This is a genomic window from Amycolatopsis sp. NPDC054798, from assembly GCF_053611505.1.
The window spans coordinates 21,132-41,528 of record NZ_JBSHAM010000052.1 but is presented as its reverse complement, the minus strand read 5'-3'; the positions used below and the strand labels follow the sequence as shown (position 1 = coordinate 41,528).

21 protein-coding genes are annotated in these 20,397 nt (G+C 70.6%); 12 read left to right on the top strand and 9 right to left on the bottom strand.

Annotated features, from left to right (window positions below):
- Positions 1 to 30 precede the first annotated feature (30 nt).
- Positions 31 to 498, top strand: a complete 468-nt coding sequence (locus tag ACWGIC_RS28250) for a MarR family winged helix-turn-helix transcriptional regulator (RefSeq protein ID WP_452078949.1) — start codon at positions 31 to 33, stop codon at positions 496 to 498.
- 5 nt (positions 499 to 503) lie between these two features.
- Here ACWGIC_RS28250 and ACWGIC_RS28245 read toward each other — a convergent pair whose 3' ends face one another.
- Positions 504 to 1,421 carry a hypothetical protein gene (locus ACWGIC_RS28245; protein WP_452078948.1) on the bottom strand — a complete coding sequence of 306 codons (918 nt, stop codon included), beginning with the start codon at positions 1,419 to 1,421 and terminating at the stop codon, positions 504 to 506.
- Positions 1,422 to 1,517: 96 nt separating this feature from the next.
- Between ACWGIC_RS28245 and ACWGIC_RS28240 the strand changes: the two genes are divergently transcribed.
- The 3 genes from ACWGIC_RS28240 to ACWGIC_RS28230 are packed head-to-tail and all read left to right on the top strand — an operon-like array spanning position 1,518 to position 4,399.
- Positions 1,518 to 2,576, top strand: a complete 1,059-nt coding sequence (locus tag ACWGIC_RS28240) for a peptidase dimerization domain-containing protein (protein ID WP_452078947.1) — start codon at positions 1,518 to 1,520, stop codon at positions 2,574 to 2,576.
- A gap of 10 nt (positions 2,577 to 2,586) precedes the next feature.
- The gene (locus ACWGIC_RS28235; protein WP_452078946.1) at positions 2,587 to 3,405 is read left to right on the top strand and encodes an alpha/beta fold hydrolase; all 819 of its coding nucleotides are present in this window, start codon (positions 2,587 to 2,589) and stop codon (positions 3,403 to 3,405) included.
- 19 nt (positions 3,406 to 3,424) lie between these two features.
- Positions 3,425 to 4,399: a pirin family protein gene (locus ACWGIC_RS28230; protein WP_452078945.1), complete on the top strand. Its 975-nt coding sequence runs from the start codon at positions 3,425 to 3,427 to the stop codon at positions 4,397 to 4,399.
- Positions 4,400 to 4,422: 23 nt separating this feature from the next.
- Here ACWGIC_RS28230 and ACWGIC_RS28225 read toward each other — a convergent pair whose 3' ends face one another.
- The gene (locus ACWGIC_RS28225) at positions 4,423 to 5,334 is read right to left on the bottom strand and encodes a phosphatase PAP2 family protein (protein WP_452078944.1); all 912 of its coding nucleotides are present in this window, start codon (positions 5,332 to 5,334) and stop codon (positions 4,423 to 4,425) included.
- Between the two features lie 112 nt (positions 5,335 to 5,446).
- Here ACWGIC_RS28225 and ACWGIC_RS28220 point away from each other — a divergent pair, with 112 nt between their 5' ends.
- From ACWGIC_RS28220 to ACWGIC_RS28210, 3 genes are read left to right on the top strand one after another with little or no spacing between them, the layout of a single operon-like run.
- Positions 5,447 to 6,127 carry a response regulator gene (locus ACWGIC_RS28220; protein WP_452078943.1) on the top strand — a complete coding sequence of 227 codons (681 nt, stop codon included), beginning with the start codon at positions 5,447 to 5,449 and terminating at the stop codon, positions 6,125 to 6,127.
- Between the two features lie 59 nt (positions 6,128 to 6,186).
- Positions 6,187 to 7,536: an ATP-binding protein gene (locus ACWGIC_RS28215; protein ID WP_452078974.1), complete on the top strand. Its 1,350-nt coding sequence runs from the start codon at positions 6,187 to 6,189 to the stop codon at positions 7,534 to 7,536.
- The gene (locus ACWGIC_RS28210; protein ID WP_452078942.1) at positions 7,533 to 8,015 is read left to right on the top strand and encodes a hypothetical protein; all 483 of its coding nucleotides are present in this window, start codon (positions 7,533 to 7,535) and stop codon (positions 8,013 to 8,015) included. Before ACWGIC_RS28215 ends, ACWGIC_RS28210 begins: the two co-directional genes overlap by 4 nt.
- Here the strand turns inward: ACWGIC_RS28210 and ACWGIC_RS28205 are convergent.
- Positions 8,012 to 8,611: a TetR/AcrR family transcriptional regulator gene (locus ACWGIC_RS28205; protein ID WP_452078941.1), complete on the bottom strand. Its 600-nt coding sequence runs from the start codon at positions 8,609 to 8,611 to the stop codon at positions 8,012 to 8,014. The genes ACWGIC_RS28210 and ACWGIC_RS28205 overlap by 4 nt on opposite strands.
- 56 nt (positions 8,612 to 8,667) lie before the next feature.
- Here ACWGIC_RS28205 and ACWGIC_RS28200 point away from each other — a divergent pair, with 56 nt between their 5' ends.
- Positions 8,668 to 9,903, top strand: a complete 1,236-nt coding sequence (locus tag ACWGIC_RS28200) for an FAD-dependent oxidoreductase (RefSeq protein ID WP_452078940.1) — start codon at positions 8,668 to 8,670, stop codon at positions 9,901 to 9,903.
- 435 nt (positions 9,904 to 10,338) lie between these two features.
- Here the strand turns inward: ACWGIC_RS28200 and ACWGIC_RS28195 are convergent, their stop codons facing one another.
- Positions 10,339 to 10,899 carry an NADPH-dependent FMN reductase gene (locus ACWGIC_RS28195; protein ID WP_452078939.1) on the bottom strand — a complete coding sequence of 187 codons (561 nt, stop codon included), beginning with the start codon at positions 10,897 to 10,899 and terminating at the stop codon, positions 10,339 to 10,341.
- A 95-nt stretch (positions 10,900 to 10,994) separates the two neighbouring features.
- Between ACWGIC_RS28195 and soxR the strand changes: the two genes are divergently transcribed.
- The gene (gene soxR / locus ACWGIC_RS28190; protein ID WP_452078938.1) at positions 10,995 to 11,462 is read left to right on the top strand and encodes a redox-sensitive transcriptional activator SoxR; all 468 of its coding nucleotides are present in this window, start codon (positions 10,995 to 10,997) and stop codon (positions 11,460 to 11,462) included.
- A gap of 897 nt (positions 11,463 to 12,359) precedes the next feature.
- Here soxR and ACWGIC_RS28185 read toward each other — a convergent pair.
- On the bottom strand, positions 12,360 to 12,866 hold the full coding sequence (locus ACWGIC_RS28185) for a mycothiol transferase (RefSeq protein WP_452078937.1): 507 nt from the start codon (positions 12,864 to 12,866) through the stop codon (positions 12,360 to 12,362).
- A 250-nt stretch (positions 12,867 to 13,116) separates the two neighbouring features.
- Here ACWGIC_RS28185 and ACWGIC_RS28180 point away from each other — a divergent pair, with 250 nt between their 5' ends.
- Positions 13,117 to 13,266, top strand: a complete 150-nt coding sequence (locus tag ACWGIC_RS28180; RefSeq protein WP_158691473.1) for a hypothetical protein — start codon at positions 13,117 to 13,119, stop codon at positions 13,264 to 13,266.
- Positions 13,267 to 13,340: 74 nt separating this feature from the next.
- On the opposite strand, the gene ACWGIC_RS28175 is transcribed toward ACWGIC_RS28180, so the two are convergent.
- Positions 13,341 to 13,784 carry a DUF6314 family protein gene (locus ACWGIC_RS28175; protein WP_452078936.1) on the bottom strand — a complete coding sequence of 148 codons (444 nt, stop codon included), beginning with the start codon at positions 13,782 to 13,784 and terminating at the stop codon, positions 13,341 to 13,343.
- A gap of 233 nt (positions 13,785 to 14,017) precedes the next feature.
- Here ACWGIC_RS28175 and recQ point away from each other — a divergent pair, with 233 nt between their 5' ends.
- Positions 14,018 to 15,865: a DNA helicase RecQ gene (gene recQ / locus ACWGIC_RS28170; protein WP_452078935.1), complete on the top strand. Its 1,848-nt coding sequence runs from the start codon at positions 14,018 to 14,020 to the stop codon at positions 15,863 to 15,865.
- Positions 15,866 to 16,714: 849 nt separating this feature from the next.
- Here the strand turns inward: recQ and ACWGIC_RS28165 are convergent.
- Positions 16,715 to 16,918 (bottom strand): antitoxin, encoded by a 204-nt coding sequence (locus ACWGIC_RS28165; protein WP_452078934.1) that lies wholly within the window; start codon positions 16,916 to 16,918, stop codon positions 16,715 to 16,717.
- Between the two features lie 123 nt (positions 16,919 to 17,041).
- Here ACWGIC_RS28165 and add point away from each other — a divergent pair, with 123 nt between their 5' ends.
- Entirely contained in the window at positions 17,042 to 18,025 is a 984-nt protein-coding gene (gene add / locus ACWGIC_RS28160) for an adenosine deaminase (RefSeq protein WP_452078933.1), read from the top strand.
- Here add and ACWGIC_RS28155 read toward each other — a convergent pair.
- Positions 18,003 to 19,376: a vWA domain-containing protein gene (locus ACWGIC_RS28155; RefSeq protein ID WP_452078932.1), complete on the bottom strand. Its 1,374-nt coding sequence runs from the start codon at positions 19,374 to 19,376 to the stop codon at positions 18,003 to 18,005. The genes add and ACWGIC_RS28155 overlap by 23 nt on opposite strands.
- The gene (locus ACWGIC_RS28150; protein ID WP_452078931.1) at positions 19,373 to 20,254 is read right to left on the bottom strand and encodes an AAA family ATPase; all 882 of its coding nucleotides are present in this window, start codon (positions 20,252 to 20,254) and stop codon (positions 19,373 to 19,375) included. The genes ACWGIC_RS28155 and ACWGIC_RS28150 overlap by 4 nt, the downstream gene beginning before the upstream one ends.
- Positions 20,255 to 20,397: the final 143 nt, after the last annotated feature.

Genomic DNA, 20,397 nt, shown 5'->3' with positions numbered 1-20,397 from the left:
TAACTTAGGTATCTATTCAAGGAGCCCGCGATGTCCGCCGTCCCTTCCCTGTTCCGGGACCTGCTGCCCCGGCTGAACGAGCTGAGCGAGTCGCTGCGCCGGGGGAAGCTGTTCGAGCGCGCGGTCGAAGCGACCGGGCTGCCGCTGGAACGGCCGGCGATGAGCGTGCTCGGCATCCTGCACATCGAGGACGCGCCGCTGCGGGTCGGCGAGATCGCGAACCGGATGAACGTCGTCGGCCCGCACGTGACGCGGCAGGTGCAGGGGCTGGAGAGCCGGGGGCTGGTGCGGCGCGTGGCCGATCCGGACGACCAGCGGGCGCGGCTGATCGAGCTGACCCCGGAAGGAAAAACCGCGGCCGGACGCTACGTCGCGGTCATCGAGGGCTGGTTCGCCGACGCGATGAGCGGCTGGACGGCCGAAGACCGCCAGCTCCTCGACCGGCTGCTCGCCCGGCTCGTCGAGGACCTGACGGCCCGATTGTCCGAATTGGACTGAAACGGCTACCGCGACAGCCGCAGGAACTCCCGCTGCTCGCGGTCGTAGCGCTGGGTCAGGCCGTTTCCGTAGCGGTCCCACCAGTTCTGCGTGTGCCCGTTCTGGCGGGTGGTCGTGTCGCCGTAGACCTGCCGGTCGTATTCGATCCGCGCGTCGTGGAACTGCTGCTGGAATTCCTCCGGCGACAAGCCCTGCAACTGCTGCACCGCGGCCGGGTCGAGGGTGCGCGCGCTCTGCACGATGTCCGCGCCGCCCATGTGGTTCAGGATCGCCCGGACGCCGCCCGCGCCGCGCATGTGCGCGCCGGACATGATCGCGGCCTGCGTGCCCGCGTCGGTGAACTCCAACGCCCCGGCGCGGCGCGCGTTCGCGGTCATCAGCTGCGCGACCACCGCGCGTTCCTCGGCGCTGCCGATCCCGTACTGCTGGCGGGCGGCCATGATCTGGTCGTAGCCGTTGTGCATGCTCTCCCGGAAGCCGTACGCCTCGCGGACCCCGCCCTGTTCGCCGGTCGCGCCCTCGGACCGCATGATCGAATCGACGACCCGGTCGTCCAGCTGCTGCGGTGCGGCACCCCCAGCAGCCGCACCGCCGCCGGACCCGGCTCCCCCGCCGCCCGTGCCGCCGCCGTAGCCCTGCGCCACGGCGGTGTCCGCGTCGGCGTAGTTCTGCGCCGCGTGCTGAACCTTGCCGTTGACCTGGTCGATCAGCTTCACGAAATCGCCGAGCGACGACACGAGTTTCGACTGCAGCAAGGTGTTCGCGGCGGCGACCCCGCTGCCGATGCCCGCGAACGACAAGGCGTCGATCACGAGCGTCTCGAGGTCGCGGACGGCCGAGAACGCCGCGGCGCCGAGGCCCTCCACGTTCTTCACGATCGCCGACACCTCGGCCGGCAGCACCCGGTAGCTTCCCGCTGTCATACCAGTGACAATCGCGCACCGGCGCCGTCGCGCACACGGCCGAATTACCCACTTTCGGCAGGGATCGAACGGACGCCCGGTGGGTACCTGGGCGGCATGGAGTCCGACGAGGACCGGCACGACCGGACCGACCACGAGATCGAACTGCTCGCCGAGCGGCTCTGGGCCTGGTCCCGCGAACCGGACGGCGACCAGGTTCCGGACCTCGGGCCGCTCGCCGAGGCCGGTTTCGAGATCACCGGCGCCACCGCGCGGTACGGCACCGGGCGTCCGTGCGTCGCCCTGCTGCTCCCGTCCGACCGGCACCGGGAATTCGGGCACAACCTCGTCGCCGCGGCGATCGCCGGCGCCGCGCTCGCCACCGCCCGGACGCTGGAATCCGGTTCCGTCGTCGTCACCGACCGCCCCGCCGACGGCATCGACGCGGTGCTGACTTTCCAGCCCGGCGTGCACACCTGGGCCGCCGCTCCGCTCGCCGCGCGGACCGAACTGCGGGTGACCGTGCACGGGAATTCCGGTCCGGCACCGGAAGACAGCACCGACGCGGTCGCCGGGCTGGTGCAGGTTTTCACCGCGATCGCCGCGCTGCGGGCCCGGTTGCCGTCCGGTGCGGCGGTGCAGGGAATCGTGACGCACGGCGGGGAATCCACCGACGTGGTCCCCGATTTCGCCGAAGCGCGCTTCGGGTTGCGCGCGCCGGACTCGGAGGCGCTCAGCCGGGTGGTCACCGAAGTGACCACAGCCGCCGAGGGCGCCGCGATGGCCACCGGAACCAAGGCGAACGTCGAACGGTTCGGCCCGATTCACGCGCGGTTCCAGGACAATCCGGTGCTGTCCGGGCACTTCGCCCGGCATCTCGCGGCGTGCGGGATCCACGCCTCACCGTCGGGAGCCGCGGCGGTCCCCGGCCGGGCCGAGGTGGGCGATCTGAGCGTGCGGATGCCGACGATCCATCCCTCCGTCGCGCTCCACGACCCGGTGCGTGCGGTCGGCAGCCGGGCGTTCGCCGAGGCGGCCGGGTCGCCGAGGGCTCGGACGGTGCTGCTCGCCACGGCGTCGGCGCTGGCCCGGACCGCGTCGGACCTGCTCGCGCATCCGGCTCTGGTGCGCCAGGCTTGGGACAATTTCGCCAGCCGAGCGCGATGGGGCGGCTAGAGTTCCCGCCATGGGGACGACTCAGGTGACACTGCCGGACGGCCGGAATCTTCGGGTCCACGACAGCGGGGGCGACGGTTTCCCGGTGGTGTGGCATCACGGGACTCCGCAGTCCGGCCGCCTGCTGCCGCCGGTGGTCGAGGCCGCGGCCGCCCGCGGTTTCCGGGTTCTTTCCTATGCGCGGCCTGGATACGACGGGTCCGCTCCGGAGGCCGGACGGACAGTGGGGTCGGCAGCCGAACACGTGCGGCACCTGGCGGAGGAGCTGGACCTGCCGCGGTTCGCGGTCATGGGAGCGTCCGGCGGCGGGTCGCACGCACTGGCTTGCGCCGCGGGCCTGCCGGATCGAGTGGCGGCCGCGGTGTCTCTCGCCGGGTTGGCTCCGTACTCCGAGGAGTACGACTGGTACGGCGGGATGGCCGACGACAGCTCGTTGCGGGCCGCCCGCGAGGGCCGTGAAACCCGGCTGCGGCAAGGGGAAACGCAAGAATTCGACCCGGCGAGCTTCACCGACGCGGACTGGGCGGCGTTGCGCGGCGGCTGGGGACCGCTGGGCGAGGACGCCGGCGCCGCGGCGGATGTGGCCGCGGAAGCCGACGACGACCTGGCGTATGTGACGCCGTGGGGGTTCGACGTCGCCGACGTCCGGGTTCCGGTGCTGCTGGTGCACGGGAGCGCCGACCGGGTCATCCCGGTCAGCCACAGCGAATGGCTCCTGCGGAACCTCCCGGACGCCGAACTGTGGCTCCGCCCGCACGACGGGCACATCTCGGTGCTGAACGCGCTCCCGACCGCGCTCGACTGGCTGCGCAACCTCCTCGGCCGCTGACGCCGGTTATCGTGTCTGCATGAGCAACATCGAGACCGAACCGGCCGAACTGGCCTGCGGCGGCGACCCCGCCGCCCCCGGCAGGGTCGAGGTCCTCGACGCCCGTTCCGTCCCGCTCGGCGGTCCGCGCGCCATGCCGGTCCGCCGCACCCTGCCGCAGCGCCAGCGTTCGCTCATCGGCGCGTGGTGCTTCGCCGACCACTACGGTCCCGACGACACCTCAGTCAGCGGCGGCATGTCTGTCGGCCCGCATCCGCACACCGGATTGCAGACGGTGAGCTGGCTGTTCACCGGCGAGATCGAGCACCGCGACAGCCTTGGTTCGCACGCGATGGTCCGGCCGGGCGAGCTGAACCTGATGACCGGCGGGCACGGCATCTGCCACGAAGAGGTGTCGACGCCGGAAACCACGACGCTGCACGGGGTCCAGCTCTGGGTCGCGCTGCCGGACGAGCACCGGCACACCGCCCGCGACTTCCAGCATTACGTCCCGCCCGCCACCGAACTCGACGGTGCCACCGCGCGCGTCTTCCTCGGCACGCTCGCCGGGGAAACCTCGCCGGTGAAGACCTTCACTCCCTTGCTGGGCGCGGAAATCGTCCTCGCCCCGGGTGCCACGCTCAGCCTCGACGCGGACCCGTCCTTCGAGCACGGCGTTCTGCTCGACACCGGAGAAGTCGCCTTCGCGGGCACCTCGCTGCAGCGGGCCCAGCTCGGCTACCTCGGCATCGGCGCGACCACGCTCGACCTGCACAACCCCGGATCCTCTCCGGCGCGCGCGATCGTGCTCGGCGGACCGCCGTTCGGCGAGGAAATCCTGATGTGGTGGAACTTCGTCGGCCGCAGCCACGACGAGATCGCCGGGTACCGCGAGGCGTGGGAGGCGAACTCCGACCAGTTCGGCGCGATCGAGCCGTACCCCGGCGGCCCGGCGCGGCTGCCCGCTCCCCCGCTGCCCGCCGTGCGGATCAAACCGCGCCGGAATCCCTCGTGAGCGGCGATCGCGGTTAGCACCGCTCACGCGCCTTCCGTCCCGCTGAGCCGGTTCCGCGCCCCGGACGGGTCGAAGTTCACCCGCCGGAGCGGTCCAGCCGCCAGCAGCACCACCGCCACCGCGCTCAACGCCGCCAGCACCAGCGCCGCCACGAACCGGGCCGGGACCGACGTCGCCGACGCCAGCACCGCGTACCCGCCCAGCACCACCGCGACCGGCCCGAGCAGCGCGACCGCCGTCAGCACCGGCGGGATCCGGCCGCCGTCCGGGCGCCGTGCCGAGACGACCGCCGCCCCCGCCGACACCACCGCGGCCACGAGCAGGCAGGCGCCCACGGTGTCCGACAGCCGGTGCCAGCTGAGCGCGACGGTCGCCGCGGCCACCCAGGCGACGCCGGGCGCACCCACGGCGAGCACCCAGGTCCGGAACCGCGCGGGCAGCACCACGGCCAGCGCCAGCAGCACGGCGGTGGCCGCGCTCACGTGCCCGCTCGGGAAGCTGTTGTGGTGCGGGGCTCCGGACGAGCCGACGTCCGGCCGGTCGAGCAGGTAGATCTTGAGCAGCTGCGCGGCGGCCAGCGGCAGCAAGTACAGCACCAGCGCGGTCACGCCGAGCGCGAACCGCTTGCGCAGCACGGCGAGCGCCACGACGACGATCCCCGCCGCGCCGAACACCTCGACCCCGTCGATCCCGGCCAGCGGCCGCGCCCAGTCCACAGTGGACCGCGGAAGGTTCTGCGCGAAACGGACGACCCCGTCCTCCGCGCGCTGCCCGGCCTCGGTCCGCACGAACAGCAGGTAGGCGACGACGAACGCGCCCGCGAACCCGATCGCGGCCGCGATCAGCACGGCGGTCCGCGAACGCCGCCGGGGGGCGAGCGCGTGCCGGGGCACGGACAGGGGCACGGTCGGCGGTTCAGGAGTCAGTACTGCCATGCCTTCGAGCCTGGACCCGGGATTTCGGGATCTCGTCAGTGCCGTGTCATGGTTTCGCTACAAGATCCGCCCGGTTCGCGCGAATCCGCGAGCAGCCCGAATAATGACCCCTGTGGCTGTGGTGTTGGTGATCGAGGACGACGCGTCCGTCCGCGAGGGCATGGAGCTGGCGCTGCGCCGTCAGGGGCACACGGTGCACACCGCCGCGACCGGCGAGGACGGCGTCGCGCAGCTGCGCGAACGCGCCCCGGAACTCGTGGTGCTCGACCTGATGCTGCCCGGCATCGACGGGTTCGAGACCTGCCGCCGGATCCGCGCGCTCGGCCAGGTTCCGATCATCATGCTCACCGCGCGCAGCGACGATTTCGACGTCGTCGCCGGTCTCGAAGCGGGCGCGGACGATTACGTCGTGAAGCCGATCCAGCCGCGCGTGCTCGACGCCCGCATCCGCGCGGTGCTGCGCCGGACCGCCGCCGAACCCGGCGCCGCCGCCCCCGAACAGCACGGCGACCTGGTGATCGACCGGGCCGGAATGCTGGTGCGGAAGCACGGCGAGCAGGTCGCGCTCACGCCGACCGAGCTGAAGCTGCTGCTGGAGATCTCGCGCACCCCCGGCCAGGTGTACAGCCGCAGCCAGCTGCTCGCCGCCGTGTGGGGGCACGACTATCTCGGCGATTCCCGCCTGGTCGACGCCTGCGTGCAGCGGCTGCGCGCGAAAATCGAAGACGTCCCGGCGCGGCCGGACCACGTGCAGACGGTGCGCGGATTCGGCTACCGGTTCGGGCGCTCGTGAACCGGCTCCGGTCGTGGGCGTCCGGGCTGCGCCTGCGGCTGGTGCTGGCGTTCGCGGCGATGACCCTGGTCGGCGCGGGCGCGGCGGCGGGCGCGAGCTACGTGTCCGCGCGCAACACGATCCTGGCCGGCGTGCAGGACCCGGCGATGGTGCAGTTGCGCGACGAGGTCGCGACGTACCTGCCGCAGCTGACTCTCCCGCCCGACCAGCGCCAGCTCGACAACATGGCGAGTTCGCTCAAAGGCGTCACCACCGTGGTGTTCGGCTCGCTGCGTTCGCGGGTCGGGCTGGATCCGGCGCACCTGCCCGCCAGCCTGCGCAGCGCGGTCGCAGGCGGGACCAGCATCCAGTTCCAGCGGGTCGTCGAGGGCGGGCGTCCGGTGCTCTACATCGGGATGCCGCTGCTGCGGTACGGGGCGGGAGGCGCGGAACACACCGGCATCGAGGTCTACAAAACGGTCCCGCTGACCGCCCAGGAGGCCGCGATCGAGCAGCTGGCGACGCGCGCGTGGCAGATGACCGCGCTGGCCCTGCCGATCGCGGTCGCGCTCGCGCTGCTGGCCGCGCGGCAGGTGCTGCAGCCGGTGCGCGCGCTCAACTCGGCGGCCCGCAAACTCGGCGACGGACAGCTCGACGTGCGCCTGCCCGCCAAGGGTTCCGACGAACTGGCCCAGCTGGTCACGACGTTCAACCACACCGCGGCGGAACTGGAGCGCACCGTCGGCTCGCTGCGCGAGATGGAGGCCGACGCGCGCCGGTTCGTCGCGGACGTTTCGCACGAGCTGCGCACCCCGCTGGCCGCGATGAACGTGGTCACCGACGTCCTCGACGAGGACGCCGACCAGCTGCCCTCGGACACCGCGGTGGCGGCGCGGCTGGTGTCGGCCGAAACGCGCCGGCTGACCAGGCTCGTGCAGGACCTGGTCGAGATCTCCCGGTTCGACGCCGGACGGGCCGAGCTGCGGGTCGAGGAGGTGGACCTGGCCGAGGCGGTCGGGAACAGCCTCGCTGCCCGCGGCTGGACCGGCTCCGTCGAGGCCGAACTGCCGCCCGGGGTCACTGTGCCCGCCGACCCGCGGCGGCTCGACCTGGTCGTCGCGAACCTCGTCGGCAACGCCCTGCGCCATGGCGCGCCGCCGGTCGAAATCGGGCTGAGCGCCGACGACGCGGCCGTTTTCCTGACCGTCACCGATCACGGCCCGGGGATCCCCGAGGAGGTGCTGCCGAAGGTGTTCGACCGCTTCGCCAAGGCGGACACCTCGCGGGCCCGATCCGACGGCAGCGGCCTGGGGCTGTCGATCGCGCTGGAAAACGCCCGGCTGCACGGCGGCGACATCGAAGCGGCGAACACCGGCGACGGGGCGCGGTTCACGCTCCGGCTGCCCCGCACCGCGCAGGAGGAGCGATGAAACTGGCCCGGTTCTTGTGTGCCCTGGTTTCGGTCTCGGTCCTCGCCGGGTGCGGCGTCCAGCCGACCGGAGTGATCCCGGCAGGCGAGGCCCCCGGCGGCTTCCAGCGAGGCGCCCCGCGTCCGCAAATCACGCTCTACTTCGTCTACGCGGGACAGCTCAGCCCCGTGCAGCGGGCCTGGGCCAGGGACGCGACCCCCACGACGGTCCTGACGGAACTGTTCGGCGGCCCGACCTCCGTCGAGGAGAAACAGGGCTACTACTCGATGCTCTCGCCCGGACGGCACGTCACCGTCGACACCTCGGCCCAGCCGGTGACCGTGACCGTCGCCGAATCGATGAAACAGCTGTACCCGATCGGTCTGCAGCAGGTGGTCTGCACCGTGTCCGCGTCGCTGGCCTCGTCCGGGCAGCCGGTCGGCAAGGGGATCACCGTGGTCGCGTCGGACACCAAACTCGAATCCCTGTACTGCAACTAGCCCTTCTGCGCGGGCAGGAACCCGAAGACCACCCGGTCGACGATCGCCAGCACCACCTCCGTCGCGCTGTGGCCAGGCGGCACCTGCCGCAACGCCGCTTCCAACGCGCCGAGCACCGCGCCGGTCAACGCGGCGGCCTCCACCCGGTCCAGCCGCGGCGCGCACGCCTCGTAGAGCTTGTCCGCCCACCGATCGCCCACCGCGGCGTTGCGCAGCAAATACCCGGCTCGCAACGCGGGCACCCCGGCCAGAAGCCGGGTCCGCACCTCGGTGAGCGGATGGTCCAGCGGGAAACTCCACGCGTCCGCCGTCGCCAGCGCGTGGACGGTCCTGGTCACCAGCTCGGCGACCGGGCTGCCCGGCTCCGCCGCGGCGAAGACCCCGTCCACCACCTCGTCGTAAAGGTGCTGGTCAGCGAAGACGACGTCCTCTTTGGTGGCGAAGTAGTTGAAAAACGTCGCCGGGGAGACCTTCGCCCGCGCGGAGATCTCGGCGACGGTCGTGCCGTCGTAGCCCTGCTCGTCGAACAGCGTGAGCGCGGCCTCGATCAGCGCCTGGCGGGTCCGCCGCTTCTTTTCTTCCCGCAACCCGGTCATGGCGTGAATCTTAGCGTTACTCTAAACTTAGAGTGTCTCTAAGATTGGAGGTCCCGATGGAGCGGACCGGATGCGTGGTCGCCGGGGGCGGGCCGGCCGGCGTGATGCTGGGCCTGCTGCTGGCGCGGGCCGGGGTCGAGGTGGTGGTGCTGGAGAAGCACCGCGACTTCCTGCGCGATTTCCGCGGCGACACCGTGCACCCGTCGACGCTGCGGCTGCTGGACGAACTTGGCCTCGGCGCTCAGTTCGCAGCGTTGTCGCGCTCGGTCCTGGAACGGATGAAAATGGAGATCGGCGGGGAGACCGTGATAGCCGCCGATTTCAGCAAGCTGCGCGGCTCGCACCGGCACATCGCGATGGTCCCGCAGGCCGAATTCCTCGGCCTGCTCGCCGAAGCGGGCGCAGCTGAACCGAAATTCTCGCTGCGCATGGGCGCTTCCGTCGTTTCGCTGCGGCGAGAAGGCGGACGCGTCACCGGAGTCCGCTACCGTGACGACGCCGGCGCGGTCCACGAACTCGCCACCCCGCTGACGGTCGGCTGCGACGGACGCTGGTCGACAGTGCGCCGTGAACTCGGCCTCGCCCTGCAGGAGTCGGAGGTCCCGATGGACGTCTGGCAGGTGCGCGTGCCGAAGGCAGGACCAGGCGAGAAGGGAGTGTTCGCCCGGTTCGGCCCCGGATACGCCTCAGTCACCATGGATCGCGGCGACTACTACCAGACGTCGTACCTCATCCCCCGCGGCCAGGACGCCCAGCTGCGTTCGGGCCCGATCGAAGTTTTCCGCGCACGACTGGGCGAACTTTTCGGCTGGACGCCCGAGCAGCTGTCCGCCGTCCGTTCGTGGGACGACGTGAAACTGCTGGAGGTGACCATGGGCCTGCTGCCGCGCTGGCACGCACCCGGCGCGTTGTGCATCGGCGACGCGGCACACCCGATGTCGCCGGTGGGCGGTGTCGGGGTGAACCTCGCGGTGCAGGACGCCGTCGCCACCGCACGACTGCTCGCGGAACCGTTGCGGCGCGGGGAAATCCCGGCGTCCCGTCTGGCCGCTGTCCGCCGCCGCCGGTTGCTGCCGACGGTCGCGGTGCAGTCCAGCCAGCGGGGTGAGCACGAAATGCTGCTGCGCCCCGCGCTCGACGGAACCCTGGACCGCTTGCCAGCGCCGATGCGGGTGCTGCAACGGTTTCCGGCACTTTCCGGGCTGACGGCTTATCTGGGCGGGGTCGGCTTGCGTCCGGAGCACGCGCCTGCTTTCGCTCGACGGTCTACTGTGGACAGTTATGCAGGCTGAGGCAGTGCTCTAGGCGCCTGCGCCGTTGACTGGTGGGCATGCGGCTTTGCCCGGGCGCATCTGCGGCCTGGACGGCGAAGGCCGGAACCTGCTCCGGCCTTCGCCGCTCCGTGGTGGATGGCTAAGCGGGATAAGCCTTTACCGCCTGGGCACTGCCCTGCTTAGCGGCATCGCTTCCCCGCTCGCCGAGGGCACTGCATCGCTTGCCAGTGCTCCACGGGCTTCCAGTCCCCGGCTGACTGGGATCGATCACCTGGCACTCTGGCTCTGCGGAGGCGGGGCGGGCGCCCCCAGGACATCGCGTCGCTCGCCAGCGCCGCCCCAGCTTCCAGCGCACCCATCGAGCAGCATCACTCGCTGGCACGCCACCAGCTTCCGGCCCGCCTCGGCAAGGCCCGATCTCGCACCGGCCTTCGCCACCCCGCACTGCTCCAGTTATGCCGGATAAGCCCGCACCAGCCGAGCGTCCTGCAACGCGCGAGCCCACCATTCGAGCTGGTCGAGCAACGCCTTCGCCGCGGTCCCCGCAGCCGGGTCGACCGGTTCGCCGTCCTCCCCGAACTGGCCGTGCGCCCAGTGGAAGCTCACGGTTTCGCGGACGGTGACCGCGTGCAGTTCGGCGAAGACCGGACGGAGGTGCTCGACCGCGCGCAGCCCGCCGGAAATCCCGCCGTAGGACACGAAACCGACCGGTTTGGCGTGCCATTCGCCGTGGAACGAGTCGAGGACGTTCTTGAGCGCGGCCGGGTAACTGTGGTTGTACTCCGGCGTGACCACGACGAACGCGTCCGCCGCTTCGAGCCGGGCAGCGACGGGCGCGGCCCCTTCACCGGTCATCGCGAGCGGCAACGAGATCTCGGCGACGTCGAGGACGTCGATCTCGAACCCGCCGTGCCGCTCGGCCTCGCGAGCGAACCAGCGCACGACCGTGGGGGCGAACCGCCCTTCCCTGGCGCTGCCGACGAGCACAGCGAGCCGGACAGGAGCTTCGGACACGTTTTTCTCCTTTTTCCCGGGGCGGAACAGGTTTCCCGCCTCCGGAAACGAGTCTCGAACTTCAACCTCCCTTTAAGTCAAGCTATGCTGAGCGCATGGCGAAGACGGAGCTGCCCGAACTGACCGTGGGCGAACTCTCCCACCGCAGCGGCGTACCGGCGTCGGCCCTGCGGTTCTACGAGGACGAGAACCTCATCCGCAGCAGGCGCACCGCGGGCAACCAGCGCCGCTACCGCCGCGACACCCTGCGGCGGGTCACCTTCATCCGCATGTCGCAGCGGGTGGGCATGCCGCTGGCGCAGATCCGCGAGGTGCTGGCCCTCCTCCCGGACGACCGGACCCCCACCCGCGCCGACTGGTCCCGCATCTCGTCCTGCTGGCGCTCCGACCTGGACCATCGCATCCGCCAGCTGGAACAGCTCCGGGACCAGCTGAACGACTGCATCGGCTGCGGCTGCATGTCGCTGGCCAAATGCCGCCTCGCCAACCCGCAGGACCAGCTCGGCCAAGACGGCCCCGGCCCGCGGCGGTTGCCGGACCACCGGGGAACGGGATACGAGTGAGGCCTTGCGGCGGCCGAGGTTTGGCGGCAGGCGGGTTTGGCGGAGGCTGAAGTTTGGCGGCGAGTGAGTTTTGGCGGAGGCTGAGGATTGGCGGCAAGTGACGTTTCTCGGGGGCTGAGGTTCGCGGGGTGAGTTTTCCCCCGGGGGCCGAGTTCCTCCGGGGCTGAAGTTTCCCCGCTGGCCGAGTTTCCCCGGGGGCTGAGTTTCCCCTTGGGGGCTCAGTTTCCCCGGCGGCTGAGGCCCGCGGAGCTAGACGGAACGGCACCCAGCGATACCGCACGGCCAGCGAACATGGCAGCCCGGCTCTCGCCGCGTGGGCCCAGGCCATGGCTGTGTGGCTTGACGCCGCGCCGTGCCCGGCTCACCGTGCCCGGGCTGCCAACTCGCGGCTCGCCGTCGTGGCTTACCCGCCCAACACCCGCCAGACACCACCGGAAGGCACCGCCCACTACCAGCAAGACCCGCTCAGGCCCCAACCTCCCGCTGGCCGCAAGCCGCTGCGCCCGGCCACCGGCCCAAGCCAGGGCATCGCGCCTGCCGACCATCACCCGGCTACCAGCCACCGCCACGGCATCTCGCCCACCGACCGCTGCCCCGCTACCAGCCACCGCCTCTCGCCTACCAGCGACCGCCTCTCGTCTACCGACCACCACCCGCTACCGGCCACCGGCCCCAAGCCACGGCATCGCACCTGCGGACCACCAGCCGCCACCAGGCCCAGAACCCAGCCTCTCGCCTGCCGGCCACCGGCCACCACCAGCCACAGGCCCCAGCCTCTCGCCCGCGGACCACCGCCCGCCACCAGCGCCCGCCAGAAGCCAACCGTCGCCCGAAGCCAACCGTCGCCGCGCGGGCAAGACCGGTCGCCCGCCCGCCGCGTCAGCCGCCCCGCTCCGATCACCCCAGCAGCAACCCCCTCACGTAGGCGGCCTGTCCGGCGTGCTGGAGGTCGTCGGACAGCACGCTGACCAGCCGGACCCCGAGCGTCACCGGCGGGTTCCATCCTTCGTCGACCACGCGGTCCAGCGCCGCCGCGTCGAGCCCCGCCACCCAGGCCACCGTGTGCTCGTGCACGGCGTCGTAGTAGCCGGTGAGCAGTTCCGGCGACTCCGGCCGCACCTGGGCCACGTCGTCGCTGCTGTGCCCGTAGCCGATGTCGCCTGCCGGGAACGGCAAGCCGAACTTCTCGCGCCAGTCCTGCGCCGTCCAGAGCTGGCCGGTTCCCGCGACATCCGCGACATGGTCGTCTTGCACCCTCGCCAAATGCCAGACCAGCCAGCCGATCGAGTTGGCGTCCGGGCCGGGTCGCGCCGCCAGCTGCTCCGCGGTCAGCCCGTCGACTGCCTGGTGCACCACTTCCCGCACCCGGCCGAATCCGTCCACGAGCAGATCGGCCACATCCATTTCGCGCTCCTCCTCCGTCGTCGTGCGCTTGCCTCGATCATGCCTCGAAGAACGGCCGCTGCCCAGCATCGTGACTCCAGCGGGCGCGAGGGGTCCACTCGCGCCCGCCGAACCGTTGCGGCACGGGAAAATCCGTCGATTACCAGCGGTGACCACGACCGTCCACTTCGGATCCGACAGCGGCGTCCGGCGTCGGGTAAAATCCGGCGCGAAAGCGACCTGCACGCCGACGACGCGAACGGAGGGCCCAGTGGCGATCACCGCGCCCCGCGCCCTGCCCGGTTTCGACAACATCGCCGGTATCGCGATTCCCGCCTGGGCGGGCATGGTGATCACCGCCGCCTGCGCGATTTCAGCGATCACGGTTCTGCTGGTGATTCTGCGCAACCGGCGCAAGTAGTCCACACCGGACGCTTCGATATCCGCTGGTTTCCACGTGGGACAGCGAGGAATCAGCGGTCGAAGCGCCGAGGATCACTTGTCCGCGCGGGTGAACCGGCTCGTGATCACGTGGTCCTTCGCCGGTCCGGTCACCACCCATTCCTGCTCCCACCGGCGATCGTCGAGCACGCGGTACGCCCCTCGGTACCAGTCCGCGGCGCACGGGTGCTCGGCTGTCCACTCCCCGGTCGCCAGGTCCAGGTCGTGGAAGAACCCGCCGTGGTCGAAGTGCACCGCGGCGCGGGGGCCTCCCGACGGCCGGTAGTGCAACGTCCGGACGAACGGCCCGCGATGCGCTCCGAGCTGCAGCTCTCCCGACTCGTGGTAGACGAGCACCCCGTCGTCAGACGTGAAGGTCGCGCGTCCGCTCGCCTCGCCCATCGCCGCTCCGTCGACGTCGACGATTTCGCGCACGAGCTGCCATTCGCCGGAAAAGTACCCGGTCAGGTCGTTGATCGGAAAAGCCACGGCTCCCATTGTGCGCCTCCGGACCGCACACGAACGGCGCTGGGGCGGCCGATTCGGCACCGTCTGTCACGAGGGCGGCGTGAAGGGTCCCGTCATCCCGGCTGTCACCAGTCGCCATGCTGTTCACCCTGTGCGACCAGACCCGCCGCCACCGCCGAAAACGGCCGGTGCGAGGGGGACTCTCGCGCCGAACCCGGCGGGGCAGGCTCGCCCGGTCGGCCCGCCGCCCTAGAATCGGCCGAGTGGCGCACCCCGATCTGGCCGAGCAGGCCACCCGTTCCCCCGCTCTCGAGACCCTGCAGCGCGTCTTCGGCTACGACGCGTTCCGCGGCGACCAGGCGGAGATCGTCGAGCACGTGATCTCCGGCGGCGACGCGCTGGTGCTCATGCCCACCGGCGGCGGGAAATCGCTGTGCTACCAGATCCCGGCGCTGGTGCGGCCGGGCGTCGGCGTGGTGATCTCGCCGCTCATCGCGCTGATGCAGGACCAGGTCGACGCGCTGCGCAACGTCGGCGTCCGCGCCGGATTCCTCAACTCCACCCAGGATTTCGCGCAGCGGCAGGAGGTGGAGGACGCGTTCGTCTCGGGCGAACTGGACCTGCTCTACCTCGCGCCCGAACGGCTGTCGGTCGAATCCACCGTGCGGCTGCTCGACCGCGGCAAAATCGCGCTGTTCGCGATCGACGAGGCGCACTGCGTTTCCCAGTGGGGCCACGATTTCCGGCCCGACTACCTGATGCTCTCGTCGCTGCACGAACGCTGGCCGGACGTGCCCCGGATCGCGCTCACCGCCACCGCGACCGAGGCCACGCACAAGGAAATCTCGCAACGGCTCGGCCTGGACAGCGCGAAACATTTCGTCGCGAGCTTCGACCGGCCGAACATCCAGTACCGGATCGTGCCGAAGAACTCGCCGCAGAAGCAACTGCTCGACCTCCTGCGCACCGAGCACCAGGGCGACGCCGGAATCGTCTACTGCCTGTCCCGCGCTTCGGTGGAGAAGACCGCGGATTTCCTGGTGCAGAACGGAATCCCGGCACTGCCCTACCACGCCGGGCTCGACAAGACGACCCGCGCGAAGAACCAGGCGAGGTTCCTGCGCGAGGACGGGCTCGTCGTGGTCGCCACGATCGCGTTCGGCATGGGCATCGACAAACCGGACGTCCGGTTTGTCGCGCACCTGGACCTGCCGAAGTCGGTGGAAGGCTATTACCAGGAAACCGGCCGCGCGGGCCGCGACGGGCAGCCGTCCACCGCCTGGCTCGCGTACGGGCTGCAAGACGTGGTGCAGCAACGCAAAATGATCGACAACTCCGAGGGCGACGAGATGCACCGTCGTCTGCAGGCCCAGCATCTGAGCGCGATGCTGGCGCTGTGCGAGACGGTCGAATGCCGGCGCACGCAGATCCTCGCGTACTTCGGGCAGTCCGGTCAGCCGTGCGGGAACTGTGACACCTGCCTGACGCCGCCGGAACGCTGGGACGGCACCATCGCCGCGCAGAAACTGCTGTCCACAGTGGTCCGGCTGCGCAACGAACGGCGGCAGAAGTTCGGCGCCGGTCAGATCATCGACATCCTGCTGGGCAAAACGACCCCGAAGGTCACCCAGTTCCAGCACGACACGTTGAAGGTCTTCGGCATCGGAACGGAGCTGCGCGAACAGGAGTGGCGCGCGGTGGTGCGGCAACTGCTGGCGCGAAACCTGCTCGCGGTCGAAGGGGATTACGGGTCGCTGGTGCTGACCGAAGGTTCGGCCGCGGTGCTGAACGGTTCTCTGGAAGTACAGCTGCGCCGCGAACCTGAACGCCCGGCGCGCGCTCCGCGAACCTCCCGCCGTACAGCCGCTGCCGCGCCAGTCGACATGCCCGCGGAAGCGGCGCCGGTGTTCGAGCGCCTGCGCGCCTGGCGCGGAGCGACGGCGAAGGAACAGGGCGTCCCGGCCTACGTGATCTTCCACGACGCCACGCTGCGCCAGATCGCCACGCTCATGCCGACGACGCTCGACGCACTGGGCACGGTGAGCGGGGTGGGCGAGAGCAAGCTGGCCAAGTACGGGGAGGGAGTGCTGGCAACGCTGGCTGAGGAGTGAGGTAGGGGCGGAGCTGACTGTTGCCGGGGTGCCTAGGGTCTGCCGGGCAACGGTGCGGGTCCGGCGTTCGCGTGCCGAGGCGGGCGAACGCGCCCTCGGCCGGGCAGCTAGGACCCAAAGGCCCGCGTCAGACCTGCGGACGGGCCGCGGCCCGACTCCGGCCACGCGCCCCAAGCCTGCAGGTCCGCCCCGCGCGCACGTGCCCAGTCCCACAGCCCCGCCCACTTACACGCCCAGACCTGCAACCCGGCATCGCTCACGCACGCCAATCCGGGAAGCCTGCCTCAGCCACGCACCCCAGTCCCGCGAACCCGGCCCGGCCACGCGCCTCACTCCCGCAGAACGAACCGGTCCAGCTCACGCACTCCAGACCCAGGAATCCGGCAGCAGCCGCGCACCTCAGGGTTGAAATCCTGCCCGCTCACCCAGTCCAGTCCCGTAGGAGCCGCCCTGCTCACGCGGCTCACTCCCACCAACCTGCCCCGCTGACGCAACCCCCGCCCCGCAAATCTGCTCACGCACTCCGGTCCCGCAGACCAGCCCTAGTCCCGCAAACCGTGCCGCTCACACGCCCGGGCCCGCCAGCCCAACTCGCTGAGGCATTCGGTCCTGACGACCTGCCCTCTCACCCAGGCCGGTCACGCAACCCAACCCGCTGAGGTCCCCCGGCCCTGCAGACCTTGCCCGCTCACTCACACCAGTCACGCAAACGTGCTCGCTCACGCACCCCGGTCCTGCAAACCGGCACCGCTCACGCGCGCCAGTCCCGCAAGCCTGCCCGCTGACGCAGACCGCTCACGCACTCCGGCCCCGCCCACCGTCCCCGCCAGAATCAGGCAGAGCCGAGCCTCACTCAGCCGTCCGGGGCCGGGTCGTGTCTGAGACCTTCCGGACCGCTCCCGCGATCTGCGAGTGGTACCGCCCGTTGGTCTTCTCGTCCACGAAACGCGCCGCCTTGCCCACGGCTTCGTTGACCTTCTCCGGGTTCTTCCGCACATACGACACCGCGCTCGCGGCACCGGCCAGCACGGTGAGTTTCTTCATCAAAGCCATCGCCCGAAATCCCTTCCCCTGCGGAAATCTCCGTCACCTACCCCAACGCCGCCCGATCGCCGCGGGTTCCCGGGGGCGAAACCTGGATGACAGAAGACGCACGGGGCAGGCATCATCCAACGCGTGCGCGATCTTTCGAACCTCCCCAAGGTGCACCTCCACGTCCACCTCGAGAGCACTATCCGTCCCGCTACGCTCAAGGAACTCGCGGCCGTCCACGGAGTCGAGCTGCCGGACAAGCCAGCGGCGTTCGACGGGTTTCGGGCGTTCGCCGATCGCAACAGTCTCACCCGGTCGTGTCTGCGCACCGCCGAAGACTTCGAGCGGATCGCTCGCGAGTTCTGCGCGGACGAAGCCGCTCAGGGGACTCGGTACGTCGAGGTCACGTTCACCGCCGCCTCGCACGGGGAACGGCTCGGGGATCTTGAGCTGCCTCTCAACGCGGTCCTCAAAGGACTGTCAGAGGGCGGGAAATCCCATGGGCTGCAATGGCGGCTGATCCTCGACCACTCACGGCGGCGGTCGGTCGAACGGGCCGAGAAGACGTTGGAGCTGGCCAAGCAGCACGAGGAGGTCATCGGGATCGGGATGGCCGGCGAGGAGAGGCACTCGCTGGCTCCGTTCGAGGAGGTGTTCGTCCGGGCGCGCGAAGCGGGGTTGCACCTCATTCACCACGCTGGCGAGGACGCTGGGCCGGACAGCATCCGCGAGGCCATCGAAATCGGCGGTGCGGAGCGTATTGGGCACGGAATCCGCATTGTGGAGGACCCGGCGCTCATGGCTCAGGTAGCGGAAAGCGGGATCGCCCTTGAGGTGTGCCCCTCGTCGAACGTCGTGCTCGGGTTGGTCCCGACGCTCCCCCGGCACCCGCTTCCCCAGTTGATCGCGGCGGGGCTCGCGGTCACGCTCAACACTGACGTTCCGGACGTCACCGGCACCACGATCACCGACGAATTCACCCGTGCGCGTGAGGTTTTCGGTTACGACGACACGACTCTGGCCGAGCTGGCGAGCAACGCAGTCGCCGCGTCGTTCGCGCCCGAGGAGACCAAAGCGTTGCTGCACAAGGAGATTGACAGCTGGCTCAGGTCGGGAGAAGGCGCGTGACGAGTACGCCCAGCTGCTGCGCGTTCCGGCATTCGTGCATTTCCACCAGCTCCGCGTAGTCCGGCGCGGCGGAATCGCCGGTCCCCCACAGGGATCGGCGTTCGGGGTTCAGCCAGTGGACGTGCCGCGCGCGGGAGCGGATCACGCGGACGGCGCCGAGGTTCGGGTCGCCGCCGTTCGTGCGGGCGTCGCCCAGGATCAGGACAGACGTTCGCGGGCCGACCGCGTCCAGCCAGTGCTCGGTGAACTGGCCCAGGGCGCGGCCGTAATCGCTGTGACCGTCCCAGCGGACAATCGCGGCTTCGCTGAGCATTCGCGCGCCCAGTTGTTCCGGGTCGGCGGCACCGGTGTCCACGAGGTGCGTCACCTCGTCGGCGCTGTCCACGAAACCGAAGACCCGGATCTTGCTGAACTGGTCCCGCAACGCTTGCACCAGCAGCATCGTGAAGTTCGCGAAACCCGCCACCGAACCGGAAAGATCGCACAGCAGGATGATTTCCGGGCGACCAGGACGCCGGTGCCGGTAGGCTGGGCGCAAGGGCACGCCACCGGTGGAGAGTGAACGACGCAGGGTTCGGCGCAGGTCGATCTGGCCGCGAGTGGTGCGTTTGCGGCGCGCGGCAAGTCTGGTGGCGAGTTTGCGGGACAGCGGCTGAATGGTGCGCCGCAGCTCGGCCAATTGCGTACGGCTGGCGATGAGGAAGTCGACGCGATCGGCTGCGGGAGCAATCGCGTGTTTGGCGATCCGTTCGCGGCCCCGGAGTTCGGCGGCACGGCGGCGCGCTTCGGTCCGCACCCGGCCTCGGAAACCCTCGACGCGGCGGCGGATTTCGTCGCGGGTGAGCCGGTCGGTGAACTCGTCCGGGGCACCGGAAGCGCGCATCGCGGCCAGCACCCGGGCGATGAGTGTCTGCGGCTGCAGACGGTCGAGAGTCTGATGCGCGGAGTACCCGCCGCCCGGGCCGGTTCCGACGCCGTACTGGCCCAGCAGGTCCACGGCGATTCCGGCGAGCTGGTCCAACGCCTGGTCGTCGCCTTCGGCCAAGGCGGCGGCGAGCGCTTCCCGCAGTTCCTCCCGGTCCTGCGGCGGATTTTCGCGCGCCAGCTCCGGGGCACCGACGCCAGCCGGGAAGTACAGGTCGAACGCAGCGTCGAACACCGTCCGCTGCCCGCCCCGGCGGACCAGTGCGGCGGCGAGTCCTTCGCGAACCAGTTCGCGATCGTCCAGGCCGAGCACCTCCAGCGCGGCCGCCGCGTCGGCCGTCTCGCCCGGACCGGCCGGGATGCCTTGCGCCCGCAAGGCCCGCACGAACTCGGCGAGCCGTCCGGTGAGGCCCGGCGCGGCGGTCATGACGCGTCCAGCACCTGGTCGAGACTCAGCCCGGCCCCGGCCTTCGCGATGTCGTCCTGGTGCTTCAGCACGACGCCGAGGCTTTCGCGCACCACCCGCTCGTCCAGCGTGCCCGCGCCCAGCTCCAGCAGCGTGCGCGCCCAGTCGACGGTCTCCGCCACCGACGGCAGTTTCCGCAGGTCCATCGCCCGCAGCGCGGCGATCACCCGCACTACCGAATCCGCCAGCGCGGCCTCGATGCCGGGCACCTTCAGCCGGACGATCTCGCGTTCGAGGTCCTCGTCCGGGAAATCGATGTGCAGGAACAGGCACCGCCGCCGCAGCGCCTCCGACAGCTCGCGCGTCGCGTTCGACGTCAGCACCACGAATGGTTGCTGCGTCGCGGTGATCGTGCCGAGTTCGGGCACGGTCACCTGGAAATCGCCGAGCACCTCCAACAGCAGGCCCTCGATCTCGACGTCAGCCTTGTCCGTCTCGTCGATCAGCAGCACGGTCGGTTCGGTGCCGGAAATCGCGGTGAGCAACGGGCGGCGCAGCAGGAACTCCTCGCCGAAAATGTCGGTGCGCGCCTCGTCCCACGTCTCGTCGCGGCCCGCGGTGATCCGCAGCAGCTGCTTCGCGTGGTTCCACTCGTACAGCGCGCGGGCCTCGTCGATGCCCTCGTAGCACTGCAACCGCACCAGCCGCGAGCCGGTGACCTCGGCGACCGCCGTCGCCAGCGCGGTCTTGCCGACCCCGGCCGGACCCTCGACCAGCAGCGGCTTGCCCAGCCGGTCGGCGAGGAACACCGTGGTCGCGACCGCGGTCGACGCGAGGTACCCGGCCTTGGCCAGCTGCGCCGACACGTCGTCGACGGACGAGAAAAACCCGGTGCCCACGTGGCCTCCTAAGCAATCGCTCACCTGCACTGTACTGGGCGGGAACGACAAGCAGCGTCCCGCCGACCAGTCATCAGACCTCTGGCCCAGAATTTTCCCCACTAGCCGCGATGCACCCGAAGCATCCGCGGGTCATCCGATGT